This is a genomic window from Pseudoroseomonas sp. WGS1072 (assembly GCF_049340465.1).
Taxonomy (GTDB): domain Bacteria; phylum Pseudomonadota; class Alphaproteobacteria; order Acetobacterales; family Acetobacteraceae; genus Pseudoroseomonas.
The window spans coordinates 136,711-154,122 of sequence record NZ_JBMPSU010000001.1 but is presented as its reverse complement, the minus strand read 5'-3'; the positions used below and the strand labels follow the sequence as shown (position 1 = coordinate 154,122).

The window sequence follows — 17,412 nt, the reverse complement described above, 5'->3', positions numbered from 1 at the left end:
GTTCTCTATATGGAACATCGTTCTGTATGAATGATGGTGGCGCTCGTTTGACGGAGCTGTCAACCGGGCACGGCCACCCTGGGAGCAGGGAAAGCGCGCCGCGCATGGAAGCCAGCCTCGATCTCCCCGGAAGCCGTGCCGCTGCCGGCGCCGTGCCGGCCGTCGGCAAGTGCCTGTCCATCCTGCGCCTGCTGGACGCGGAGCCCGGCGCCGGCCTCGGCCTGGCCGCCATCGCCGCCCGCCTTGGCCTCACCAAGAGCCACTGCCTGATGATCCTGCGCACCCTGGTGGCCGAGGGCTGGGTGGCGCATGACGCCGAGCGGCAGCGCTACGCGGTCTCGCCGGGCCTGCTGCTGGATCTGGCGGCGACGATCCGCCGCCACGATCGCGGCGCGCTGATGCGCGACGTGGTGCAGCGCCTGGCGCGCGCCCTCGGCCTGCCCTGCCTGCTCTGCCGCATCAATCGCGACGGCAGCTTCACCTGCGTCGAGGGCGCGCGGGGGGATCCGGAGCTGATGATCGACGTCCCGATCGGCCACCGCTACCCGGCCGATGCGCCGGCCCAGCTGCGGGCCCGGCTGGCGGCGCTGCCGGCGGAGCGCGCCACGGCGGTGCTGGCCGGCATGTCGCCGCGCGCCCACACCGCCGCCACCCTCACCGACAGGGCGCTGATCGGGCGGGAGGTGGAGGCGGCGCGGCGGCAGGGCTTCGTCATCGGCCGCATGGAATATCTGGACGGCATCATGAGCATCGCCACGGCGGTCTGCGATGCCGGCGGGCAGCCGCGCATGGTGCTGCAATGCACGGGGCCGCAGCGGGCGATGACGCCGCGCGAGGCGGCGCTTGGCCAGGCGGTGCAGGAGGCGGCGGCGCGGCTCGCCCTGGCCTGGGCCATGCCCGTGGAGGCCAGGGCCGCCGGCTGAGCCGGCGCGCCGCCTCAGCCCTTCGCCAGCCCCGCCTCCCGCGCCAGCCGGCCCCAGCGCCCGGTCTCCTCGGCCACGAAGGCGGTGTAGTCCGGGCCCGACATCGGCCGGGTCGTGTAGCCCTGCTCGAACAGGATCCTCTGCATCTCCGGCTGGGCCAGGACATGGTTGAGGGTGCGGTTGAGGTAGGCGGCCCGCTCGGGAGGCAGGGATTTCGGCGCCGAGAGGCCGAACCAGACGGTCAGCGCGAAATCCGGAAGCACGCTGGCCAAGGGCGGCAGGCCGGGGGCGAGGGGGGTCTCCTGCGCCGTCGTCACCGCGAGCGCCCGCATGGCGCCCTGCCGCGCCTGCGCCAGGCCGTTGGTGATATCGGTGAAGGTGCAGTCCACCCGGCCGGCGACGATATCGGTCAGCGCCTCCGCGCCGCCGCGATACGGGATGCCGGTCAACCCGATCCCGATCTGCCGCGCCATGGTCTCGGCCGCGATCTGCGCGCTGGCATTGCCATAGGCATAGGTGAGCTGCCCCGCCTTCTCCCGCGCCAGCTTCACGAAGCCTGGCAGGTCCTTCGCCGGCGAGGCATTGGGCACGGCGAGGACATAGGGTGTCTCGGCGATCAGCCCGAGATGCACGAAGTCGCCCATCGGGTCATAGGGCAGCTTCGGCAGGGTGACCGGGTTGAGCGAGAGCGTGGTGACGCTGGAGGCCACCACCGTGTGCCCGTCCTTCGCCTCGGCCGCGGCCTGCATGGCCATGACGCCGAAGCCGCCGCCGCGGTTGTCGATCACCACGGTCTGCCGCAGCGCGTTGCCGAGCGGCTGCAGCAGGAAGCGCACCAGCGTGTCGGTGACGCTGCCGGCGGGGAAGGGGACGATGATCTTCAGCGGCTGGGTGAGCGCCCCGGCCTCGGCGGCAAGCAGCCGGCGCGCGGGGGTGCCGGCCAGCAGGCCGGAGGCGAGAAGGCCGGAGCCCAGGAGGGCGCGGCGTGGCAATCTCAGCATGATCGATGGATCTCCCTTGGACGTGGTGGGGGCGGCGGGGGGGCGCGCCCTTCTGGGCATCCTTCCTCCCCCCCCTTGCCGCCATCCGCCCGGCGCTACAGCAGCCGGTGCAGCTCGGTGTTGTCGGCGCCGGGGCCGAGCCGCTCCATCGCCTCGGCCCAGACGGCGCGGCAGAGCGCGAGGGAGCGGGCCTCGTAGCCCGTCTCGCCGGCGATGCTGCCGGCGGTCTCCAGGTCCTTGCGCATCAGGCCGAGCTGGAAGCCCCCGGCATAGCCGCCACTCAGCACGTGCTGGCGCAGCTTGGTCTCGGTGGCGACATTGCGGCCGGAGGAGGCGTTCATGACATCGGTCAGCACGCCGAGGTCGAGGCCGAGCCGCTCGCCGAGGCGAAGCGCCTCCAGCGAGGCCAGCAGCCCGGCGGCATAGACGTAGTTGTTCAGCGCCTTCATGGCATGAGCGGAGCCGACCGCGCCGGTCGGGATGATGGTCCGGCCCATGTGGCGGAGCAGCGGCGTGGCCCGCGCCAGGGGCCCGGCGCTGCCGCCGGCCATGATGGTCAGCGTGCCGTCGCTGGCCTTCAGCACGCTGCCGGAGACCGGCGCGTCCATCATCTCCGCGCCATGCGCCGCGACCCGTTCCGCCAGCCGGCGCGTCTCCCCGGGCAGGGAGGACCCCATGTCGATCACCAGCATGCCGGGCCGGAGCGCGTCCAGCAGCCCGCCGGGGCCCTCCAGGACGGCGGCGACGACGGGGCTGCTCGGCAGCATCAGCACGACGATGTCACTGCCGGCCGCCAGCGCGGCGGGGCTGTCGGCACGCTGCGGCGGCGCCGCGCCGGGGGCCGCCGCCAGCCGCTCGAGCGCGTCGGGGGCGGTGTCGTGCACGGTCAGCGCCAAGCCGGCGGCGCGCAGGCAGCACGCCATGGGCAGGCCCATCTGCCCCAGGCCGATGAAGCCGATGCGGTCCGACACCGCGTGGCGGACCGGCAGGCCCTGATCGGGCAAGGCCTTGTCTTCGGACATCGGGGTTCCTCCCAGGGGTTCTTCCGAGACTGGGCCGGGCAGGCGCGCCCGGCGATGGTTTTACCCTCGCATTTATACATGATAAATCCAATTCCGCCGCGCGCCCCGGCGCCGGCCGCAAGGAGCGGGGAATGACGCAGAGGGTGAAGCCACCGACGGCGCAGGAAGCGGTCCTGGCGGAGCTTCGGCGCCGGCTGGGCCTCGGCCTCCTGCGCCCGGGCCAGGCCATTCCGATGGAACAGCTGGCCGAGGAGTTCGGCGTCAGCCGCGTGCCGGTGCGCGAGGCGATGCGGATCCTGGAAGGCGAGGGGCGGGTGCTCTACACGCCGCACCGCGGCTATGCCGTGGCGTGGCTGGATGCCGACGACCTGCGCGAGATCTACCGGCTGCGGGATGTGCTGGAGGCGGAGGCGGTGCGGAGCGCCGCTCCGCTCCTGGCCGAGGCCGACCTCTCGCGGATGGAGGCGGCGACGCGGGAGATCGACGCGGCCTGCGCCGCGGCAGATGTGGCGGGGCTGATCCCGGCCAACCGGCGCTTCCACTTCGCGCTCTTCGAGGCCTGCGGGATGCCCCGCCTGCTGCGCATCCTGGAGCAGATCTGGGATGCCTCGGACCAGTACCGGGCGGTATACTTCAGTGATCCGAAGAACCGGGACCTGATGCGCCGCGAGCACGCCACGATCCTGCGGGCCGCCCGGGCGCGGGATGCCGCGGCGCTGCTCCGGGCGGTGGACGAGCACCGGGCGCATGCCGTGCCGGTGGTCACGCGGCTGCTGCAGGAGACGGTTGCGGCGCCTGCCTCCTGAGCGAATGTGCGTATACAATTTCACGGTCCATGACCGTTCTTGAATAATGGTAAGGGATTCTCCCCTGGTCTCGGGCGCCGCGAAGGGTTCTAATCGAGCCCAAGGCTTGGGGAGTAGAGAGTCCATGGCACCATCCATCACCCTTGGCGCGCGCAACTGGCTGGAACGTCTCTGGTCCGGCATCGCCGATCGCGGGCGCCCCTATGCCGCGGTGCCGGGCGCCGCCACGCCCCCCCTGGAACGGGCCCGCCTGCTGGCGGCCGCATTGCTCTCGGAACGCGGCGAGGCCTCTGGCGCCGCGGTGGCGCGCGAGCTGCTGCAGGTGCTGCGCGATCTCTCGCCCGAGGAGCGCGACGCCTTCCGTCACTTCCTGGCCAATGGCTTCCTGCCCGATCACGCCCAGCTGCGGGCCGCCGCCGAAGCCTATCTGGCCGAGCCCTCGCCGGAACGGGCCATGACCCTCTTCGAGCGCGCCGAGCCGCCGCGCCAGGAGCTGCTGCGCCGGATGAACATGGCGCCCGGCGGCACCGCGGCCCTGGTCGAGATGCGCCGGGAGATGCTGGGCCGGCTGAAGAAGGACAGCTCGCTGCGCCCGCTCGACGTGGACCTGCGGCATCTCTTCGGCTCCTGGTTCAACAAGGGCTTCCTGGAGCTGCGGCGGATCGATTGGGACACGCCCGCCGCCATCCTGGAGAAGATCATCGCCTATGAGGCGGTGCACGAGATCGATGGCTGGGGCGACCTGCGGCGCCGCCTGGCGCCGGACCGCCGCTGCTTCGCCTTCTTCCACCGCGCCCTGCCGGGCGAGCCGCTGATCTTCGTCGAGGTGGCGCTGACCGAGGGGCTGGCCGGCGCCATCCAGCCGCTGCTGACGCGTGACGGCGGCCCCGTCACGGCGCCGCCCCCGGACTTCGACACGGCGATCTTCTACTCGATCTCGAACTGCCAGGAGGGCCTGCGCGGCGTCTCCTTCGGCAACTTCCTGATCAAGCAGGTGGTCGAGGAGTTGAAGGACGAGCTGCCGCAGCTCCGCCGCTTCTCCACCCTCTCGCCGGTGCCGGGCTTCCGGCGCTGGCTGAAGCGCAAGCTGGAGCGCGACGATGCCGCGCTGCGGGCGGATGAGCGGGCGGCGCTGGCCGCGCTGATCGCCGCGCCCCAGCGGCGCGGGGCGCGGGGGGAGGAGGCCCGGGAAGAGGCCGGGCAGGAGACCAGGGAGGAGGCCAGGGAGGGGGAGGTCGCCCCCGGCCCCGGCGTGCTGCTCGAGATGCTGACCGAAGGGGAATGGTGGCGCGACCCGATCCGGGAGGCCGCGCTGCGCGGCCCGCTGCTGCGCCTGGCCGCCGAGTACCTGACCCGCCCAAACACCGGCATGGGCGCCATCGACCCCGTGGCGCGCTTCCACCTGGGCAACGGCGCCAAGCTGGAGCGCATCAACTGGCTGGGCAACACGGCGCCGCGGGGGATGGAGGAATCCTTCGGCGTCATGGTGAACTATCTCTATGACCCGGAGGTGATCGAGGCGAACCACGAGGCCTTCGCCCGCTCGGGCGCCGTGGCGCGCTCGGCCTCGGTGGACGCGCTGCTGTCGCTGCCGGCCATCGCCCTGCCGCGCGGCCGGACCCTGCTGCCCCGCCTGCTGTCCGGCGCGCGGGAGGATGCCGGCAAGGCTGGCGCCACCTGAGGCGATCGCGGGGAGGGGCGGGGAAACCGGCCCTCCCTCTTGCCTTCCGGCCGCGCAGCCCCTTCAAGAGCTGCCTGCCGAGCAAACGTCCGAGCAAAGGAACCCGAATGTCACCTGCCATGGCCTCGATCCTGGGGCTTGTCATCCTGTTCATCCTCGGCACCGCCCTGCCCATCAACATGGGCGCCATCGCCTTCGCGCTGGCCTTCCTGATCGGCACCTTCTCGGTGGGCATGTCGGCCAACGCCATCCTGGGCGGTTTCCCGGGCGACCTCTTCGTCACCCTGGTCGGCATCACCTACCTCTTCGCCATCGCGCAGAAGAACGGCACCATCGACCTGCTGGTGCACTGGGCGGTGCGCGGCGTGCGCGGCCATGTCGCCGCCATTCCCTGGGTCATGTTCGGCGTCGCCGCCGTGCTGACCGCGGTGGGCGCGGTCAGCCCGGCGGCGGTGGCGATCATCGCCCCCATCGCCCTGCGCTTCGCCCGCCACTACGACATCGACCGGCTGATGATGGGCCTGCTGGTGGTGCATGGCGCCCAGGGCGGCGGCTTCTCGCCGATCTCCATCTATGGTGGCATCACCAACCAGATCGTCGAGCGCGCTGGCCTGCCGGGCAACGACACGGCGCTGTTCCTGGCCAGCCTGCTCTTCAACCTCGCGGTGGCCATCGGTGTCTTCTTCGCCTTCGGCGGCGGCAGGCTGATCGGGCGGCGCGACACCGGCACGCACGAGGAGTTCGAGGACGGCGCCCGCGCCTCCCTGCCGGTGACCGGACATGGCGGCACGCCCGCCGCGCCCCGCGAGAGCGGGCATCCCCATCCCACCCAGGCGAGCCGCGACCAGCTCCTCACCCTGGCCGGGCTGGTCATCCTGGGCGTCGGCTCGCTGGCCTTCGGGCTGAACGTCGGCATGGTGGCCATGACCATCGCCGTCGTGCTGGCGCTGCTCTCGCCCAATGCCCAGAAGGGCGCCATCGACAAGGTGAGCTGGTCCACCGTCCTGCTGATCGCCGGCGTCATCACCTATGTCGGCGTGCTGCAGAAGGCGGGCGCCATCGATATGGTCAGCACCAACGTGGCGGCGCTGGGCTCGGCCCTGCTGGCGGCCATGCTGCTCTGCTACATCGGCGGTGTGGTCTCGGCCTTCGCCTCGTCGACCGGCGTGCTCGGCGCCATCATCCCGCTGGCCGTGCCCTTCCTGGCCGGCGGCGAGATCGGCGCGGTGGGCATGATCGCGGCCCTCGCCATCTCCGCCACCATCGTCGATGTCAGCCCCTTCTCGACCAACGGCGCCCTGGTGCTGGCCAATGCGCCGGAAGGCGAGCGCGACCAGCTGTTCCGGCGCTTCCTGATCTACAGCGGGCTGGTCGTGGTGCTCGGCCCGGCGCTGGCCTGGGCGGTGCTGATCCTGCCGGGCTGGCTGTAGGCCGACTCTCCCCGGGGCCAGGCGGCGATCCCCCTCCGGTCATCTTCCTCCGGCGATCCCCGTCCGGCCCCTTTCTCTTTTCGTCTTTCCGGGTGTTACCTGCCGGGGACACCCCCATGAACCAGCCATGAAGGAACGAGAGCCATGACCGAGCCGACGGGGCCGCTGAAGGGCCTTCGCGTGGTGGACCTGACCCGGGTCCTGGCCGGCCCCACCTGCACGCAGATGCTGGCCGATCTGGGCGCCGACGTGGTCAAGATCGAGCGCCCCGAGGCCGGCGACGATACCCGTGGCTTCGCGCCGCCCTACATGCCGAACACGCGGGAGAGCGCCTACTTCGTCGGCGTCAACCGCAACAAAAAGTCGGTGACGCTCGACATCGCCAAGCCCGAGGGCCAGGCGGTGGTGCACAAGCTGCTGGAGACGGCCGATATCCTGGTCGAGAACTTCAAGGTCGGCGCGCTGGCCAAGTACGGCCTGGCCTATGAGCAGCTCCGGGAGACCTATCCCGGCCTGATCTACTGCTCGATCACCGGCTTCGGTCAGACCGGCCCCTATGCGCCGCGCCCGGGCTATGACGCGCTGATCCAGGCCATGGGCGGCGTGATGTCGCTCACCGGCGAGCCCGAGGGCGAGCCGCAGAAGGTCGGCATCCCGGTGGCCGATCTCTTCGCCGGCCTCTACGGCACCATCGGCGTGCTGGCCGCGCTCCGCCACAAGCAGGCGACGGGGCAGGGGCAGCAGATCGACATCGGCATGCTCGACACCCATGTGGCCTGGCTGGCCAATCAGGGCATGAACTACCTCTCGACCGGCGAGAACCCGCCGCGCCTCGGCAACCAGCATCCGAACATCGTGCCCTACCAGGTCTTCCCGACCGCCGACGGCTACATGGTGCTCTCCATCGGCAACGACCCGACCTTCGAGCGCTTCTGCCGCAATTTCGGCCTGGAGCACCTGCTGGCCGACGAGCGCTACGCCACCAATGCCGCCCGTGTCGGCAACCGCGCCCTGGTGACGGAGACGCTGACGGCGGTGACCAAGACCAGGCCGACCCGGGACTGGATCGAGAAGCTGGAGGCGCTCAAGATCGGCTGCGGCCCGATCAACACGCTGAAGGACGTCTTCGCCGATCCGCATGTCGTGGCGCGGAACATGGTGGTGGAGATGGAGCATGCCTCGGGCCAGACGGTGAAGGTGATCGCCAATCCGGTGAAGCTCTCGGCGACCCCGCCGGACTACCGCTCCGCCGCGCCGCTGCTCGGCCAGCACACGGAGGAGGTGCTGCGGGGCCTCGGCTATTCGGAGGAGGACATCGCCCGGCTGAAGGCGGAGGGCATCGCCTGAGACCGGGGCGGGGGTAGGGTCGGGGAGCCGGGGGGGTTAAGCTCCCCCGGCCGAGGTGGCACCGCACGGCGATCCATGCTTGGAGACGGCCTTCCGCCATCCCTCAGGAGGTCTGCGGCATGTCCCTGGTCCCCACCTTCGCCACGCCGCCGGGCTTCCTCGGCGTCACCCGCCACGACACGGCGGCGGATTTCGTCGTCGCCGGCATTCCGCTCGACATCGGCACCACCAACCGCGCCGGCGCCCGCTCGGGCCCCGAGGCCATCCGCCGCGCCAGCCGCATGCTGGTCGATGGCGCGCATCCGGCGAGCTGGGTCGATCCGGCGGCGCTCTCCCTGTCCGATGCCGGGGACTTCGCCATCGCGCTCGGCGACATCCCGGCTAGCCTCGCCGCCATCGAGGCACAGGCCGCCGGCATCGGCCACCTGATCGCCCTCGGCGGCGAGCATGGCGTGACGCTGGCCCTGCTGCGGGCGCTGCGCCGGCGCTTCGGCGTGCCGCTCGGCCTGGCGCATTTCGACGCCCATGTGGACACCTGGCCCGACAATTTCGGCCAGGTCTGGGGCCATGGCTCGGTCTTCTGGCACGCCATCCGCGAGGGGCTGGTCGATCCCGCGCGGATGATCCAGGTCGGCATCCGCTCGCCGGTGCAGCGCGAGGTCTGGGACTGGACGCTGGGGCAGGGGGTCACGGTGCTGGATGCGCAGGCGGTGCACGAGATGGGGCCGGCCGCGGTGGCGGCGCGCATCCGGGCGGTATTGGGCGGCGGCCACGCCTATCTGAGCTTCGACATCGACACGCTCGACCCCGCCTTCGCCCCCGGCACCGGCACGCCCGAGATCGGCGGGCTGGCGAGCTGGCAGGCACAGGCGATCCTGCGCCGCCTGGGCGGGCTCGACTTCCGCGGAATGGACATCGTCGAGGTGGCGCCGGCCTTCGACGTGTCCGAGATCACCGCCCTGGCCGGTGCCACGCTCGCCTGGGAATATCTGGCGCTCATGGCCGGAGGGAAGCCGGAGTAAGGCCCGAAAGGGGCCGCTATTCGCCGGGAGCAGGGCTGAGGCACCGAAAACTTTTCCCTCATTCGGGCGAATTCCTTTAAAACCCTCCTGCCGCCACCCAAATGGTGCGGCCTCTGACGCCATCGCACGTGCCGCGAGCTCCCGGAGGGGGCACAGCAACGACGTAGAAGCGTCCTTTCTCGAAGTGGCCGGTCCTCGCGGGCCGGCGTCCTGAAGGGAGTGTGGATATGTTCGGTGAACGGACGCCTGCGATGCCCACCCATCGCAACATCGCCTGAGGCCATCGCCGGGAGCGCCACGCTTCCGGCCCGCCTCGCATCGCCGCCGGCCGCGCCGGCTCCTCCGCTGTCGCCTGTTGTTGTGGGGATTTCCGCCATGAGCCTCCTCCGCGCCCGCACCGCTGTCTCGCCTGTCCGTCCCGCGACGCGGGTGAGCCTCGCGGCCCTGCCCTCCGTCGATGCCCTGGTCGCCATCGAGCGCCCGGCCGAGCCGATGCTCTGCCTGCGTCCCGCCGCCCTGAGCCGGGGCGCGGCGGAGTTCGTCACCGGCTTTCCGGGCACGGTGCTCTATGCCGTGAAGTGCAACCCCGAGCCGCTGCTGCTCCAGGCGCTCTGGGATGGCGGCGTGCGGCACTTCGACTGCGCCTCGGCGGCCGAGGTGGCGCTGGTGCGCGGGATGTTCCCCGGGGCCGCGATCCACTTCATGCATCCGGTGAAGTCCCGCCCGGCCATCCGCGAGGCCTGGACCCGCCAGGGCGTGCGCGACTTCGTGCTGGACGATGCGAGCGAGCTGGCCAAGATCCTGGAGGAGACCGGCGCCGGCGCGGCGGAGGGCCTCGGCCTCGTGGTGCGCATCGCGCCGCCGCCGGGGGGCGGGGCGCTGTATGATCTGTCGGGCAAGTTCGGCGCGACGCTGGAGGCGGCCGTCGGGCTGCTGCGCGCGGCGCGGCCGCATGCGGCGCGGCTCGGCATCTCCTTCCATGTCGGCTCGCAGTGCATGGACCCGCTGGCCTATCGCCGCGCCCTGGCGCTGGCCGGACAGGCGATCCGCCTGGCTGGCGTCGCCATCGACGTGGTCGATGTCGGCGGCGGCTTTCCGGTGGCCTATCCGGAGATCGAGCCGCTGCCGCTCGGCGCCTATTTCGCCGAGATCGAGGCGGGTTTCGAGGCGCTGGGCCTGCCGGGCGCCGAGCTGTGGTGCGAGCCGGGGCGCGCGCTGGCGGCCGGCGGTGGCTCCGTCGTGGTGCAGGTGCAGATGCGCCGCGGCGACACGCTCTATGTCAACGACGGCGTCTACGGCACCCTCTCCGATGCCGGGGCGCCGGGCTTCCGCTTCCCCTCCCGGCTGATCCGCCCGGAGGGCGGGGCGGCCACGACGGAGCGCGGCTTCTCGCTCTTCGGCCCGACCTGCGACAGCGCCGATTTCATGCGCGGGCCCTTCCTCCTGCCCGAGGATGTCCGCGAGGGCGACTGGATCGAGATCGGCCAGCTCGGGGCCTATGGCGCCTGCCTGCGCACCGGCTTCAACGGCTTCGACCAGACCCGCCTGGCCGAGGTGCGCGACCGCCCGATGCTGGAGGTCGCGGCGGCCGAGCCGGCACCGCCGGAGCTTGCCCTGGCGGCCTGACCGCCGGGGAGGAGAGAGGGCCGGGGAGGGCATCGCCTTCCCCGGCCTTTTCTTTGGCACCCGATGGGCATGGCGGCGAAACGGTCTATCCTGCCGGGAAAACCATCCCGGAGTGACGCCCCCCATGCGCGAGTACCGCATCGCCGCCATCCCCGCCGACGGCATCGGCCCCGAGGTCATCGCCGCCGGCCTGCAGGCGCTGGAGACGCTCAGCCAGCGCACCGGCGAGTTCTGCCTGCATGTCGAGCAGTTCCCCTGGGGCTCCGACTACTACAGGAAGCACGGCGTCATGATGCCGGCGGACGGGCTGGAGCGGCTGAAGGCGTTCGACGCCATCTACTTCGGCGCCGTCGGCGCGCCGGATGTGCCGGACCATATCACCCTCTGGGGCCTGCGCCTGCCGATCTGCCAGGGCTTCGACCAGTACGCCAATGTGCGCCCGACCAAGATCCTGCCCGGCATCACCCCGCCGCTGCGCGACTGCGGGCCCGGCGACCTCGACTGGGTGATCGTGCGCGAGAACTCGGAGGGCGAGTATGCCGGGCATGGTGGCCGCGCGCACAGGGGCCTGCCGGAGGAGGTGGCGACCGAGGTCGCGATCTTCACCCGCGTCGGCGTGACGCGCATCATGCGCTACGCCTTCCGCCTGGCGCAGGCGCGGCCGAGGAAGCTGCTGACCGTCGTTACCAAGTCGAACGCGCAGCGGCACGGCATGGTGATGTGGGACGAGATCGCCGAGGAGGTGTCGCGCGAGTTCCCGGACGTCACCTGGGACAAGATGCTGGTCGATGCCATGACCATGCGCATGGTGCTGAAGCCGCAGAGCCTCGACACCATCGTCGCCACCAATCTGCACGCCGACATCCTCTCCGATCTCGCCGCCGCGCTGGCCGGCAGCCTGGGCGTGGCGCCCACCGGCAACATCGACCCCGAGCGGCGCTTCCCCTCGATGTTCGAACCGATCCATGGCTCGGCCTTCGACATCACCGGAAAGGGCATCGCCAATCCCGTCGCCACCTTCTGGACCGGGGCGCAGATGCTGGAGCATCTGGGCGAGCGCGAGGCGGCGGCGCGGCTGATGAAGGCGGTGGAGCGCGTCACCGCCAGCGGCCTCCTCACCCCCGACCTGGGCGGCAAGGCCACGACCCGGGAGGTGACCGAGGCGGTCTGCGACGCGATCCGCAGCGCCAATGTCTGAGGCGCGGCGGGGCTAGCGGCCTCCGTCTCCCGATTGCGTCTTTGCCGGCTCCGGCCAACGGGCCAGACTGGACGAAAACAGACGCGACGAAAGGGAGACATCCATGATCCACCGCCGAACCCTCCTGACCTCCGGCGCCGCCCTGCTGGCAACCCCCGCCCTGGCCCAGGGCCGCGGCGGCGTGCCGGACCGCGCCATCACCGTGACGGTGCCCTTCGCCGCCGGGGGGCCGACCGATGTCATCAGCCGGCTGGTGGCCGAGGGGATGGCCAAGGATCTCGGACAGTCGGTGGTGGTGGAGAATGTCACCGGCGCCGGCGGCACCATTGCCGCCGGCCGCGTGGCCCAGGCGCGGCCTGACGGCACGGTGCTGCTGATGCATCACATCGGCCATGCCAGCACCGCCACGCTCTACCGCAAGCTGCCCTATGACGTGCAGGAGAGCTTCGCGCCGCTCGGCCTCGTCTCCGACGCCGCGATGACGCTGGTGGCGCGGCCCGACTTTCCGGCCGATGACCTCGCCGGCTTCATGCGCGAGATCCGCGAGAAGGGCGAGGCGCTGACGCTCGCCCATGCCGGGCTCGGCGGCGCCAACCAGCTCTGCGGCGTCCTGCTGCAGAGCGCGGCGGGCCGGAAGCTCACCACCGTCGCCTTCCGCGGCAGCGCGCCGGCGATCACCGACATGATCGCCGGGCGCATCGATGTCTTCTGCGACCAGGCGACCAACACGGCGCCCTTCATCCGCGAGAAGCGCATCAAGGCCTATGCTGTCACCCTGCCGCAGCGGGTGCCGGGCCTCGACCTGCCCACCACGGCCGAGGCGGGCGAGCCGGACATCCTGATGAGCACCTGGCATGGCCTCTACGCCCCCGCCGGCACGCCGCCCGAGGTGCAGGAGCGGCTCTCGGCCGCCATCCGCGCCGCCTTGCGCGAGGAGCGGCTGCTGACCCGCTTCGGCGAACTGGTCACCCAGCCGGCCGGCGCCGAGCGCGCGACGCCGGCCTATCACCGCCGCTACCTGGCGGAGGAGGTGGCGCGCTGGCGGCCGATCATCCAGGCGGCGGGACAGTACGCCGACTAGAGCAGATCCCGATCGGTTGGAATCAACTGATCGGGTGAAGATGCTCGCAAAAACAAAAGGCTAGAGCGTGACCGCCTGAAGTGGAATCACCGAAAGGCGTGAATCACGCGATCGAACAAGGATGGAAAGCGTGTTCTGTGAACGAATGTGAACAGATCACGCGCCAAGGGCGCGCCTCACCCGTTGTCGCGGAAGGCGGGGTAGAGCGTCATGCCGCCATCGACGAAGAGCGTGGCGCCGACCACGTAGTCGGCCATGTCGGAGGCCAGGAAGAGCGCGGCGCGCGCCACGTCCTCCGGAGTGCCGATGCGGCCATAGGGGATCAGCGACAACAGCTTCTCCCCGGCCTCGCCCTCGGTGTTCTCCGCGTTGATCGGCGTGCGGATGGCGCCGGGGGCGATGGCGTTCACCCGGATGCCCTCCGCCGCCACCTCCTGCGCCAGGCTGCGCATCAGCAGCGCCACCCCGCCCTTGGAGGCGGCGTAGTTCACCCGCCCCGCCCAGGGGATGACCTCGTGCACCGAACTCATGCAGAGGATCTTACCGAGGCTGGGGGCGGCGCCGGGCCGCCTGCCCTGGGCGCGGAAGCGGCGGATCGCGGCGCGCGCGCAGAGGAACTGACCCGTCAGGTTGACGTCGATGACCCGCCGCCACTGCTCCAGGGTCATCTTCGCGACCGGCGCGTCCTGCTGCAGGCCGGAATTGGCGACCAGGATGTCGATGCCGCCGAAATGGCGGGCGGCGGCGTCGAACAAGGCCTCGACCGCCGCCTCCTCGGCCACGTCGGCCTGCACGGCGAGCGCCCGTCCGCCGGCCTGCCCGATCTGCCGCACCACCTCGGCCGCGCCCTCGGCATCGCGGTGATAGTTCACCACCACCGCGGCACCGGATTGGCCGTAGAGCAGGGCGACCGCGCGGCCGAGGCCGGAACTCGCGCCGGTCACCACCGCCACCTGCCCGTCGAGTCTGCATTCCATGCGCCTGTCTCCCCTCCGCTGCTGAGCAACACCCGGGAGGCGAGGCGGTTGGACCGGAGAGCGAGGTTGAATTTCGTAAAGTTGAGCGCTCCGGTGGAACGCCATGCTGCGGGCCGGGCGGCCCGGAGACGGACATTCTCCCGTACCGCCCGCCGGACCCCGTGGCTCCCGGCATTCTCAGGGGAATACTGTTTCCTTACAGAGCATTAAAGGAATTCCCGAAATGTGGAGGGGGAGGCGAGGGAGCCTGGAAGTGCGAGGGTGGAATTTCTTTACACGCATGGCTTTGCGTGGAATCTCCTGACCATGTCCGTTTTCCCTGTCCTGAACCGGCCCGGGCCCCGCCGGGGCCGCTGTCGCCCGATGCTCCGCCTCGCCCGCCGGCGCTGACGCGCCCGCGACCGCCCGCGATTCCGGCCGACCGCCGGGCCCTGCCGTCCGCACCGGGAGTGATCCTCATGCCAGCCTCCGCCACCACCGCCCTTGAGGGCAGGCCGCCCGTCCGGGCCGCCGCGCGCCCCTCTTTCCGCCGGGCCTTCCGCTGGCCGGGTCTCGGCCGGGCGCGCCGCTTCGTCGTGCCCGTGCTGCTGATCCTGCTCTGGCAGGCGGCGGCGGAGGCCGGCCTGATCTCCACCCGCATGCTGGCGCCGCCCAGCGCCATCGCGACCGCCGCCTGGGAGCTGATCGTCTCCGGCGAGCTGGGCCATCACCTGCTGGTCTCGCTGCAGCGCGTGGCCATCGGCCTGGCCATCGCCATCGGCGCCGGCGTCTCGCTGGGCCTGGTCGCCGGCCTGTCGAAGCTCGGCGAGGACGCCATCGACGCCACCCTGCAGATGCTGCGCGCGCTGCCCTTCCTGGCGCTGGTGCCGCTGCTGATCCTCTGGCTCGGCATCGGCGAGGCGACCAAGATCGCCCTGGTCGCGCTCGGCGCCACCTTCCCGATCTACCTGACGCTGTTCGGCGGCATCCGCAGCACCGACCCGAAGCTGCTGGAGGCGGGGCAGGTGCTGGGCCTGAGCCACGCGCAGAAGATCGTCCATATCGTCCTGCCGGCGGCACTGCCGCAGGCGCTGGTCGGGCTGCGCTACGCGCTCGGCACCGCCTGGCTCAGCCTGGTCGTCGGCGAGCAGATCAACGCCACCGCCGGCATCGGCTTCCTGGTGATGGATGCGCGCGAGTTCCTGCGCACCGACATCATCGTCGTCGGCCTGCTGGTCTATGCCCTGCTCGGCCTCTCCGCCGACCAGCTGGTGCGCGCCCTGGAGCGCCGCGCCCTGGCCTGGCGCCCGAGCCTGGTGCGGGAGGGCTGACGCCATGACCCGTCCCGTCGTCGAGGTGCACGGCCTGACCCGCCGCTTCCACGGCCCCGAGCGGCCGCCGGTGCTGGACCGCATCGACCTGACCATCCACCGTGGCGAGTTCGTCGCCCTGCTCGGCCGCAGCGGCTCGGGCAAGACGACGCTGCTGCGGACCCTCGCCGGGCTCGATCCCGTGACCGAGGGGCGCGCCACGGTGCCGGAGCGGCGTGCCGTGGTCTTCCAGGAGCCGCGCCTGCTGCCCTGGAAGAAGGTCTGGAAGAATGTCGCGCTCGGCCTGCCGGGCAGTGCCGCCGAGGCGCGGCGGAAGGCGGAGGCGGCGCTGGCCGAGGTCGAGCTGACGCATCGCGCCGAGGCCTGGCCACTCACCCTCTCGGGTGGCGAGGCGCAGCGCACCGGCCTGGCCCGTGCCCTGGTGCGCGAGCCCGAGCTGCTGCTGCTGGACGAGCCCTTCGCCGCGCTCGACGCGCTGACCCGCCTGCGGATGCAGTCCCTGGTGGGCGAGTTGGTCCAGGCGCACCGCCCCGCCGTGCTGCTGGTGACGCATGACGTGGAGGAGGCGCTGCTGCTGGCCGACCGCGCCCTGGTGCTGGCCGGCGGGCATCTGGTGGAGGACATCCCGATCGGCCTGCCGCGCCCGCGCCGCCGCGCCGATCCGGCCTTCGAGGCGCTGCGCCTGCGGCTGCTCGGCGCGCTGGGCGTGGACGAGGATGGCCACGACGCCGCGGCGCGGCCTGCCTTCGGCGCCGATTCGCGGCAGGCAGCCTGAGAGCCCGTTCGGGAATGGTCGCGGGTCGGTCTGCCGGGTCCTTTCCGCGCCGGGGGCGGCAGGCCCTTGCCCCGATGCCCCGCATCGGAGCGGCGGACCGTCCTGCCCGGCACGAAAAATCCCTCGCCAGCCCGCCGCCGCCTCATTCTCGAACGGGCTCCGAGGCGATGCGGCGCCCTCGGCGGGAACGATGTCGGGGCGGCTGAGCCGCCTTTCCCCTCCCTCAGCCTCTCCTTCAAGGACGCCAACCGATGACCCAGCTTCCCCTGGCGCCGCGCCGCCGCGCCCTGCTCGCCGCCCTGGCGGCCGCGCCCCTCGCCACTCCCGCCCTCCTGCGCGCGCAGGGCCTGCCGGTGCTGCGCGTCGGCAATCAGAAGGGCGGGCTGCGCTCGCTGCTCGACGTGTCGGGCCAGGCGCGCGACCTACCCTACCGCATCGAATGGAGCGAGTTCCCCGCCGCGGCGCCGCTGCTGGAGGCGCTGAACGCCCATGCGATCGACGCCGGCAGCCAGGGCGACCTCGCCTTCCTCAGCGTCTTCGCCAATGGCGCGCCGATCAAGGCGGTCGGCGCCACGCGGCACGACCCGAAGTCCCAGGCCATCCTGGTGCGGGGCGACAGCAAGGCCGGGAGCCTGGCGGATCTGCGCGGCAAGCGCATCGCTGGCAACCGGGGCGGCTGGGGGCAGTACCTGGTGCGGGGGGCGCTGAAGCGGGAGGGCATCGCGCCGGAGGAGATCACCCTGGTGCCGCTCGGCCCGGTGGATGCGGCGCTGGCCTTCCGCTCCGGCGCCGTGGATGCCTGGGCGATCTGGGAGCCCTATATCTCCATCGAGCTGGCCGGTTTCGGGGCCCGCGTGCTGGTCGATGGCACCGGCCTGACGCCCACGGTGAACTTCATCTCCGTGCATGACGCCGTGCTGCGCGACAAGCGGGCGCTGGTGCAGGACCTGCTGCTGCGGCAGCAGCGCGGCTTCGCCTGGGCGCTGGACCACATTCCCGAATTCGCCCGCAGCACCTCGGAGCTGACGCGAATCCCGGAGCCGATGCTGCGGCGCGCCTATGAGGTGCAGCGCACCCGTTCCGTGCCGATCGATGCCCCGCTGGTGGCGGAGCTGCAGGCGGCGAGCGACCTGGCGGTGGAGTTCGGCGTGTTCTCGCGGCCGGTCCGCGTCCAGGACGCGCTGGATACCAGCTTCGGCCTCACGGGGTAGGG

Annotated in this window: 15 protein-coding genes; 12 read left to right on the top strand and 3 right to left on the bottom strand. The window is 71.8% G+C overall.

Going from position 1 to position 17,412, the window contains the following annotated elements:
- The first annotated feature begins 104 nt into the window (after positions 1-104).
- Positions 105-923 (top strand): IclR family transcriptional regulator, encoded by an 819-nt coding sequence (locus ACF3NH_RS00765; protein ID WP_422921508.1) that lies wholly within the window; start codon positions 105-107, stop codon positions 921-923.
- Positions 924-937: 14 nt separating this feature from the next.
- Here ACF3NH_RS00765 and ACF3NH_RS00760 read toward each other — a convergent pair whose 3' ends face one another.
- Together ACF3NH_RS00760 and ACF3NH_RS00755 are read right to left on the bottom strand one after the other, a co-directional pair.
- Entirely contained in the window at positions 938-1,924 is a 987-nt protein-coding gene (locus ACF3NH_RS00760) for a Bug family tripartite tricarboxylate transporter substrate binding protein (protein ID WP_422921507.1), read from the bottom strand.
- Between the two features lie 95 nt (positions 1,925-2,019).
- Positions 2,020-2,946 carry an NAD(P)-dependent oxidoreductase gene (locus ACF3NH_RS00755; protein ID WP_422921506.1) on the bottom strand — a complete coding sequence of 309 codons (927 nt, stop codon included), beginning with the start codon at positions 2,944-2,946 and terminating at the stop codon, positions 2,020-2,022.
- A gap of 131 nt (positions 2,947-3,077) precedes the next feature.
- Here ACF3NH_RS00755 and ACF3NH_RS00750 point away from each other — a divergent pair, with 131 nt between their 5' ends.
- The 8 genes from ACF3NH_RS00750 to ACF3NH_RS00715 all read left to right on the top strand — a co-directional run bounded on the left by ACF3NH_RS00750 (position 3,078) and on the right by ACF3NH_RS00715 (position 13,137).
- The gene (locus tag ACF3NH_RS00750) at positions 3,078-3,752 is read left to right on the top strand and encodes a GntR family transcriptional regulator (RefSeq protein WP_422921505.1); all 675 of its coding nucleotides are present in this window, start codon (positions 3,078-3,080) and stop codon (positions 3,750-3,752) included.
- 124 nt (positions 3,753-3,876) lie between these two features.
- Positions 3,877-5,433 (top strand): malonyl-CoA decarboxylase, encoded by a 1,557-nt coding sequence (locus ACF3NH_RS00745; protein WP_422921504.1) that lies wholly within the window; start codon positions 3,877-3,879, stop codon positions 5,431-5,433.
- Between the two features lie 107 nt (positions 5,434-5,540).
- Positions 5,541-6,863 carry an SLC13 family permease gene (locus ACF3NH_RS00740; protein WP_422921503.1) on the top strand — a complete coding sequence of 441 codons (1,323 nt, stop codon included), beginning with the start codon at positions 5,541-5,543 and terminating at the stop codon, positions 6,861-6,863.
- 144 nt (positions 6,864-7,007) lie between these two features.
- Positions 7,008-8,210, top strand: coding sequence for a CaiB/BaiF CoA transferase family protein (locus tag ACF3NH_RS00735; protein ID WP_422921502.1), 1,203 nt, complete (start codon positions 7,008-7,010; stop codon positions 8,208-8,210).
- Between the two features lie 119 nt (positions 8,211-8,329).
- Positions 8,330-9,232: an agmatinase gene (gene speB / locus ACF3NH_RS00730; protein ID WP_422921501.1), complete on the top strand. Its 903-nt coding sequence runs from the start codon at positions 8,330-8,332 to the stop codon at positions 9,230-9,232.
- Between the two features lie 375 nt (positions 9,233-9,607).
- Positions 9,608-10,858: a type III PLP-dependent enzyme gene (locus tag ACF3NH_RS00725; protein WP_422921500.1), complete on the top strand. Its 1,251-nt coding sequence runs from the start codon at positions 9,608-9,610 to the stop codon at positions 10,856-10,858.
- 124 nt (positions 10,859-10,982) lie between these two features.
- Positions 10,983-12,056 carry a tartrate dehydrogenase gene (locus ACF3NH_RS00720; protein ID WP_422924694.1) on the top strand — a complete coding sequence of 358 codons (1,074 nt, stop codon included), beginning with the start codon at positions 10,983-10,985 and terminating at the stop codon, positions 12,054-12,056.
- A gap of 103 nt (positions 12,057-12,159) precedes the next feature.
- Positions 12,160-13,137, top strand: coding sequence for a tripartite tricarboxylate transporter substrate-binding protein (locus ACF3NH_RS00715; protein WP_198364414.1), 978 nt, complete (start codon positions 12,160-12,162; stop codon positions 13,135-13,137).
- A 176-nt stretch (positions 13,138-13,313) separates the two neighbouring features.
- Here the strand turns inward: ACF3NH_RS00715 and ACF3NH_RS00710 are convergent, their stop codons facing one another.
- A complete protein-coding gene (locus tag ACF3NH_RS00710) occupies positions 13,314-14,114 on the bottom strand; it encodes a glucose 1-dehydrogenase (RefSeq protein ID WP_422921499.1) in 801 nt (266 codons plus the stop codon).
- A 458-nt stretch (positions 14,115-14,572) separates the two neighbouring features.
- On the opposite strand from ACF3NH_RS00710, the gene ACF3NH_RS00705 reads away from it, so the two are divergent.
- The 3 genes from ACF3NH_RS00705 to ACF3NH_RS00695 all read left to right on the top strand — a co-directional run bounded on the left by ACF3NH_RS00705 (position 14,573) and on the right by ACF3NH_RS00695 (position 17,410).
- On the top strand, positions 14,573-15,424 hold the full coding sequence (locus ACF3NH_RS00705) for an ABC transporter permease (protein WP_422921498.1): 852 nt from the start codon (positions 14,573-14,575) through the stop codon (positions 15,422-15,424).
- Positions 15,425-15,428: 4 nt separating this feature from the next.
- On the top strand, positions 15,429-16,199 hold the full coding sequence (locus ACF3NH_RS00700; RefSeq protein ID WP_422921497.1) for an ABC transporter ATP-binding protein: 771 nt from the start codon (positions 15,429-15,431) through the stop codon (positions 16,197-16,199).
- Between the two features lie 251 nt (positions 16,200-16,450).
- On the top strand, positions 16,451-17,410 hold the full coding sequence (locus tag ACF3NH_RS00695; RefSeq protein ID WP_422921496.1) for an ABC transporter substrate-binding protein: 960 nt from the start codon (positions 16,451-16,453) through the stop codon (positions 17,408-17,410).
- The last annotated feature ends 2 nt before the right edge of the window (positions 17,411-17,412 follow it).

Coding starts and splice junctions, on each gene's coding strand:
- ACF3NH_RS00755 (WP_422921506.1), bottom strand. CDS start 2,946: ATGTCCGAAGACAAGGCCTTGCCCGATCAGGGCCTGCCGGTCCGCCAC.
- ACF3NH_RS00705 (WP_422921498.1), top strand. CDS start 14,573: ATGCCAGCCTCCGCCACCACCGCCCTTGAGGGCAGGCCGCCCGTCCGG.
- ACF3NH_RS00750 (WP_422921505.1), top strand. CDS start 3,078: ATGACGCAGAGGGTGAAGCCACCGACGGCGCAGGAAGCGGTCCTGGCG.
- ACF3NH_RS00715 (WP_198364414.1), top strand. CDS start 12,160: ATGATCCACCGCCGAACCCTCCTGACCTCCGGCGCCGCCCTGCTGGCA.
- ACF3NH_RS00760 (WP_422921507.1), bottom strand. CDS start 1,924: ATGCTGAGATTGCCACGCCGCGCCCTCCTGGGCTCCGGCCTTCTCGCC.
- ACF3NH_RS00740 (WP_422921503.1), top strand. CDS start 5,541: ATGTCACCTGCCATGGCCTCGATCCTGGGGCTTGTCATCCTGTTCATC.
- ACF3NH_RS00700 (WP_422921497.1), top strand. CDS start 15,429: ATGACCCGTCCCGTCGTCGAGGTGCACGGCCTGACCCGCCGCTTCCAC.
- ACF3NH_RS00745 (WP_422921504.1), top strand. CDS start 3,877: ATGGCACCATCCATCACCCTTGGCGCGCGCAACTGGCTGGAACGTCTC.
- ACF3NH_RS00695 (WP_422921496.1), top strand. CDS start 16,451: ATGACCCAGCTTCCCCTGGCGCCGCGCCGCCGCGCCCTGCTCGCCGCC.
- ACF3NH_RS00725 (WP_422921500.1), top strand. CDS start 9,608: ATGAGCCTCCTCCGCGCCCGCACCGCTGTCTCGCCTGTCCGTCCCGCG.
- ACF3NH_RS00735 (WP_422921502.1), top strand. CDS start 7,008: ATGACCGAGCCGACGGGGCCGCTGAAGGGCCTTCGCGTGGTGGACCTG.
- ACF3NH_RS00765 (WP_422921508.1), top strand. CDS start 105: ATGGAAGCCAGCCTCGATCTCCCCGGAAGCCGTGCCGCTGCCGGCGCC.
- ACF3NH_RS00710 (WP_422921499.1), bottom strand. CDS start 14,114: ATGGAATGCAGACTCGACGGGCAGGTGGCGGTGGTGACCGGCGCGAGT.
- speB (WP_422921501.1), top strand. CDS start 8,330: ATGTCCCTGGTCCCCACCTTCGCCACGCCGCCGGGCTTCCTCGGCGTC.
- ACF3NH_RS00720 (WP_422924694.1), top strand. CDS start 10,983: ATGCGCGAGTACCGCATCGCCGCCATCCCCGCCGACGGCATCGGCCCC.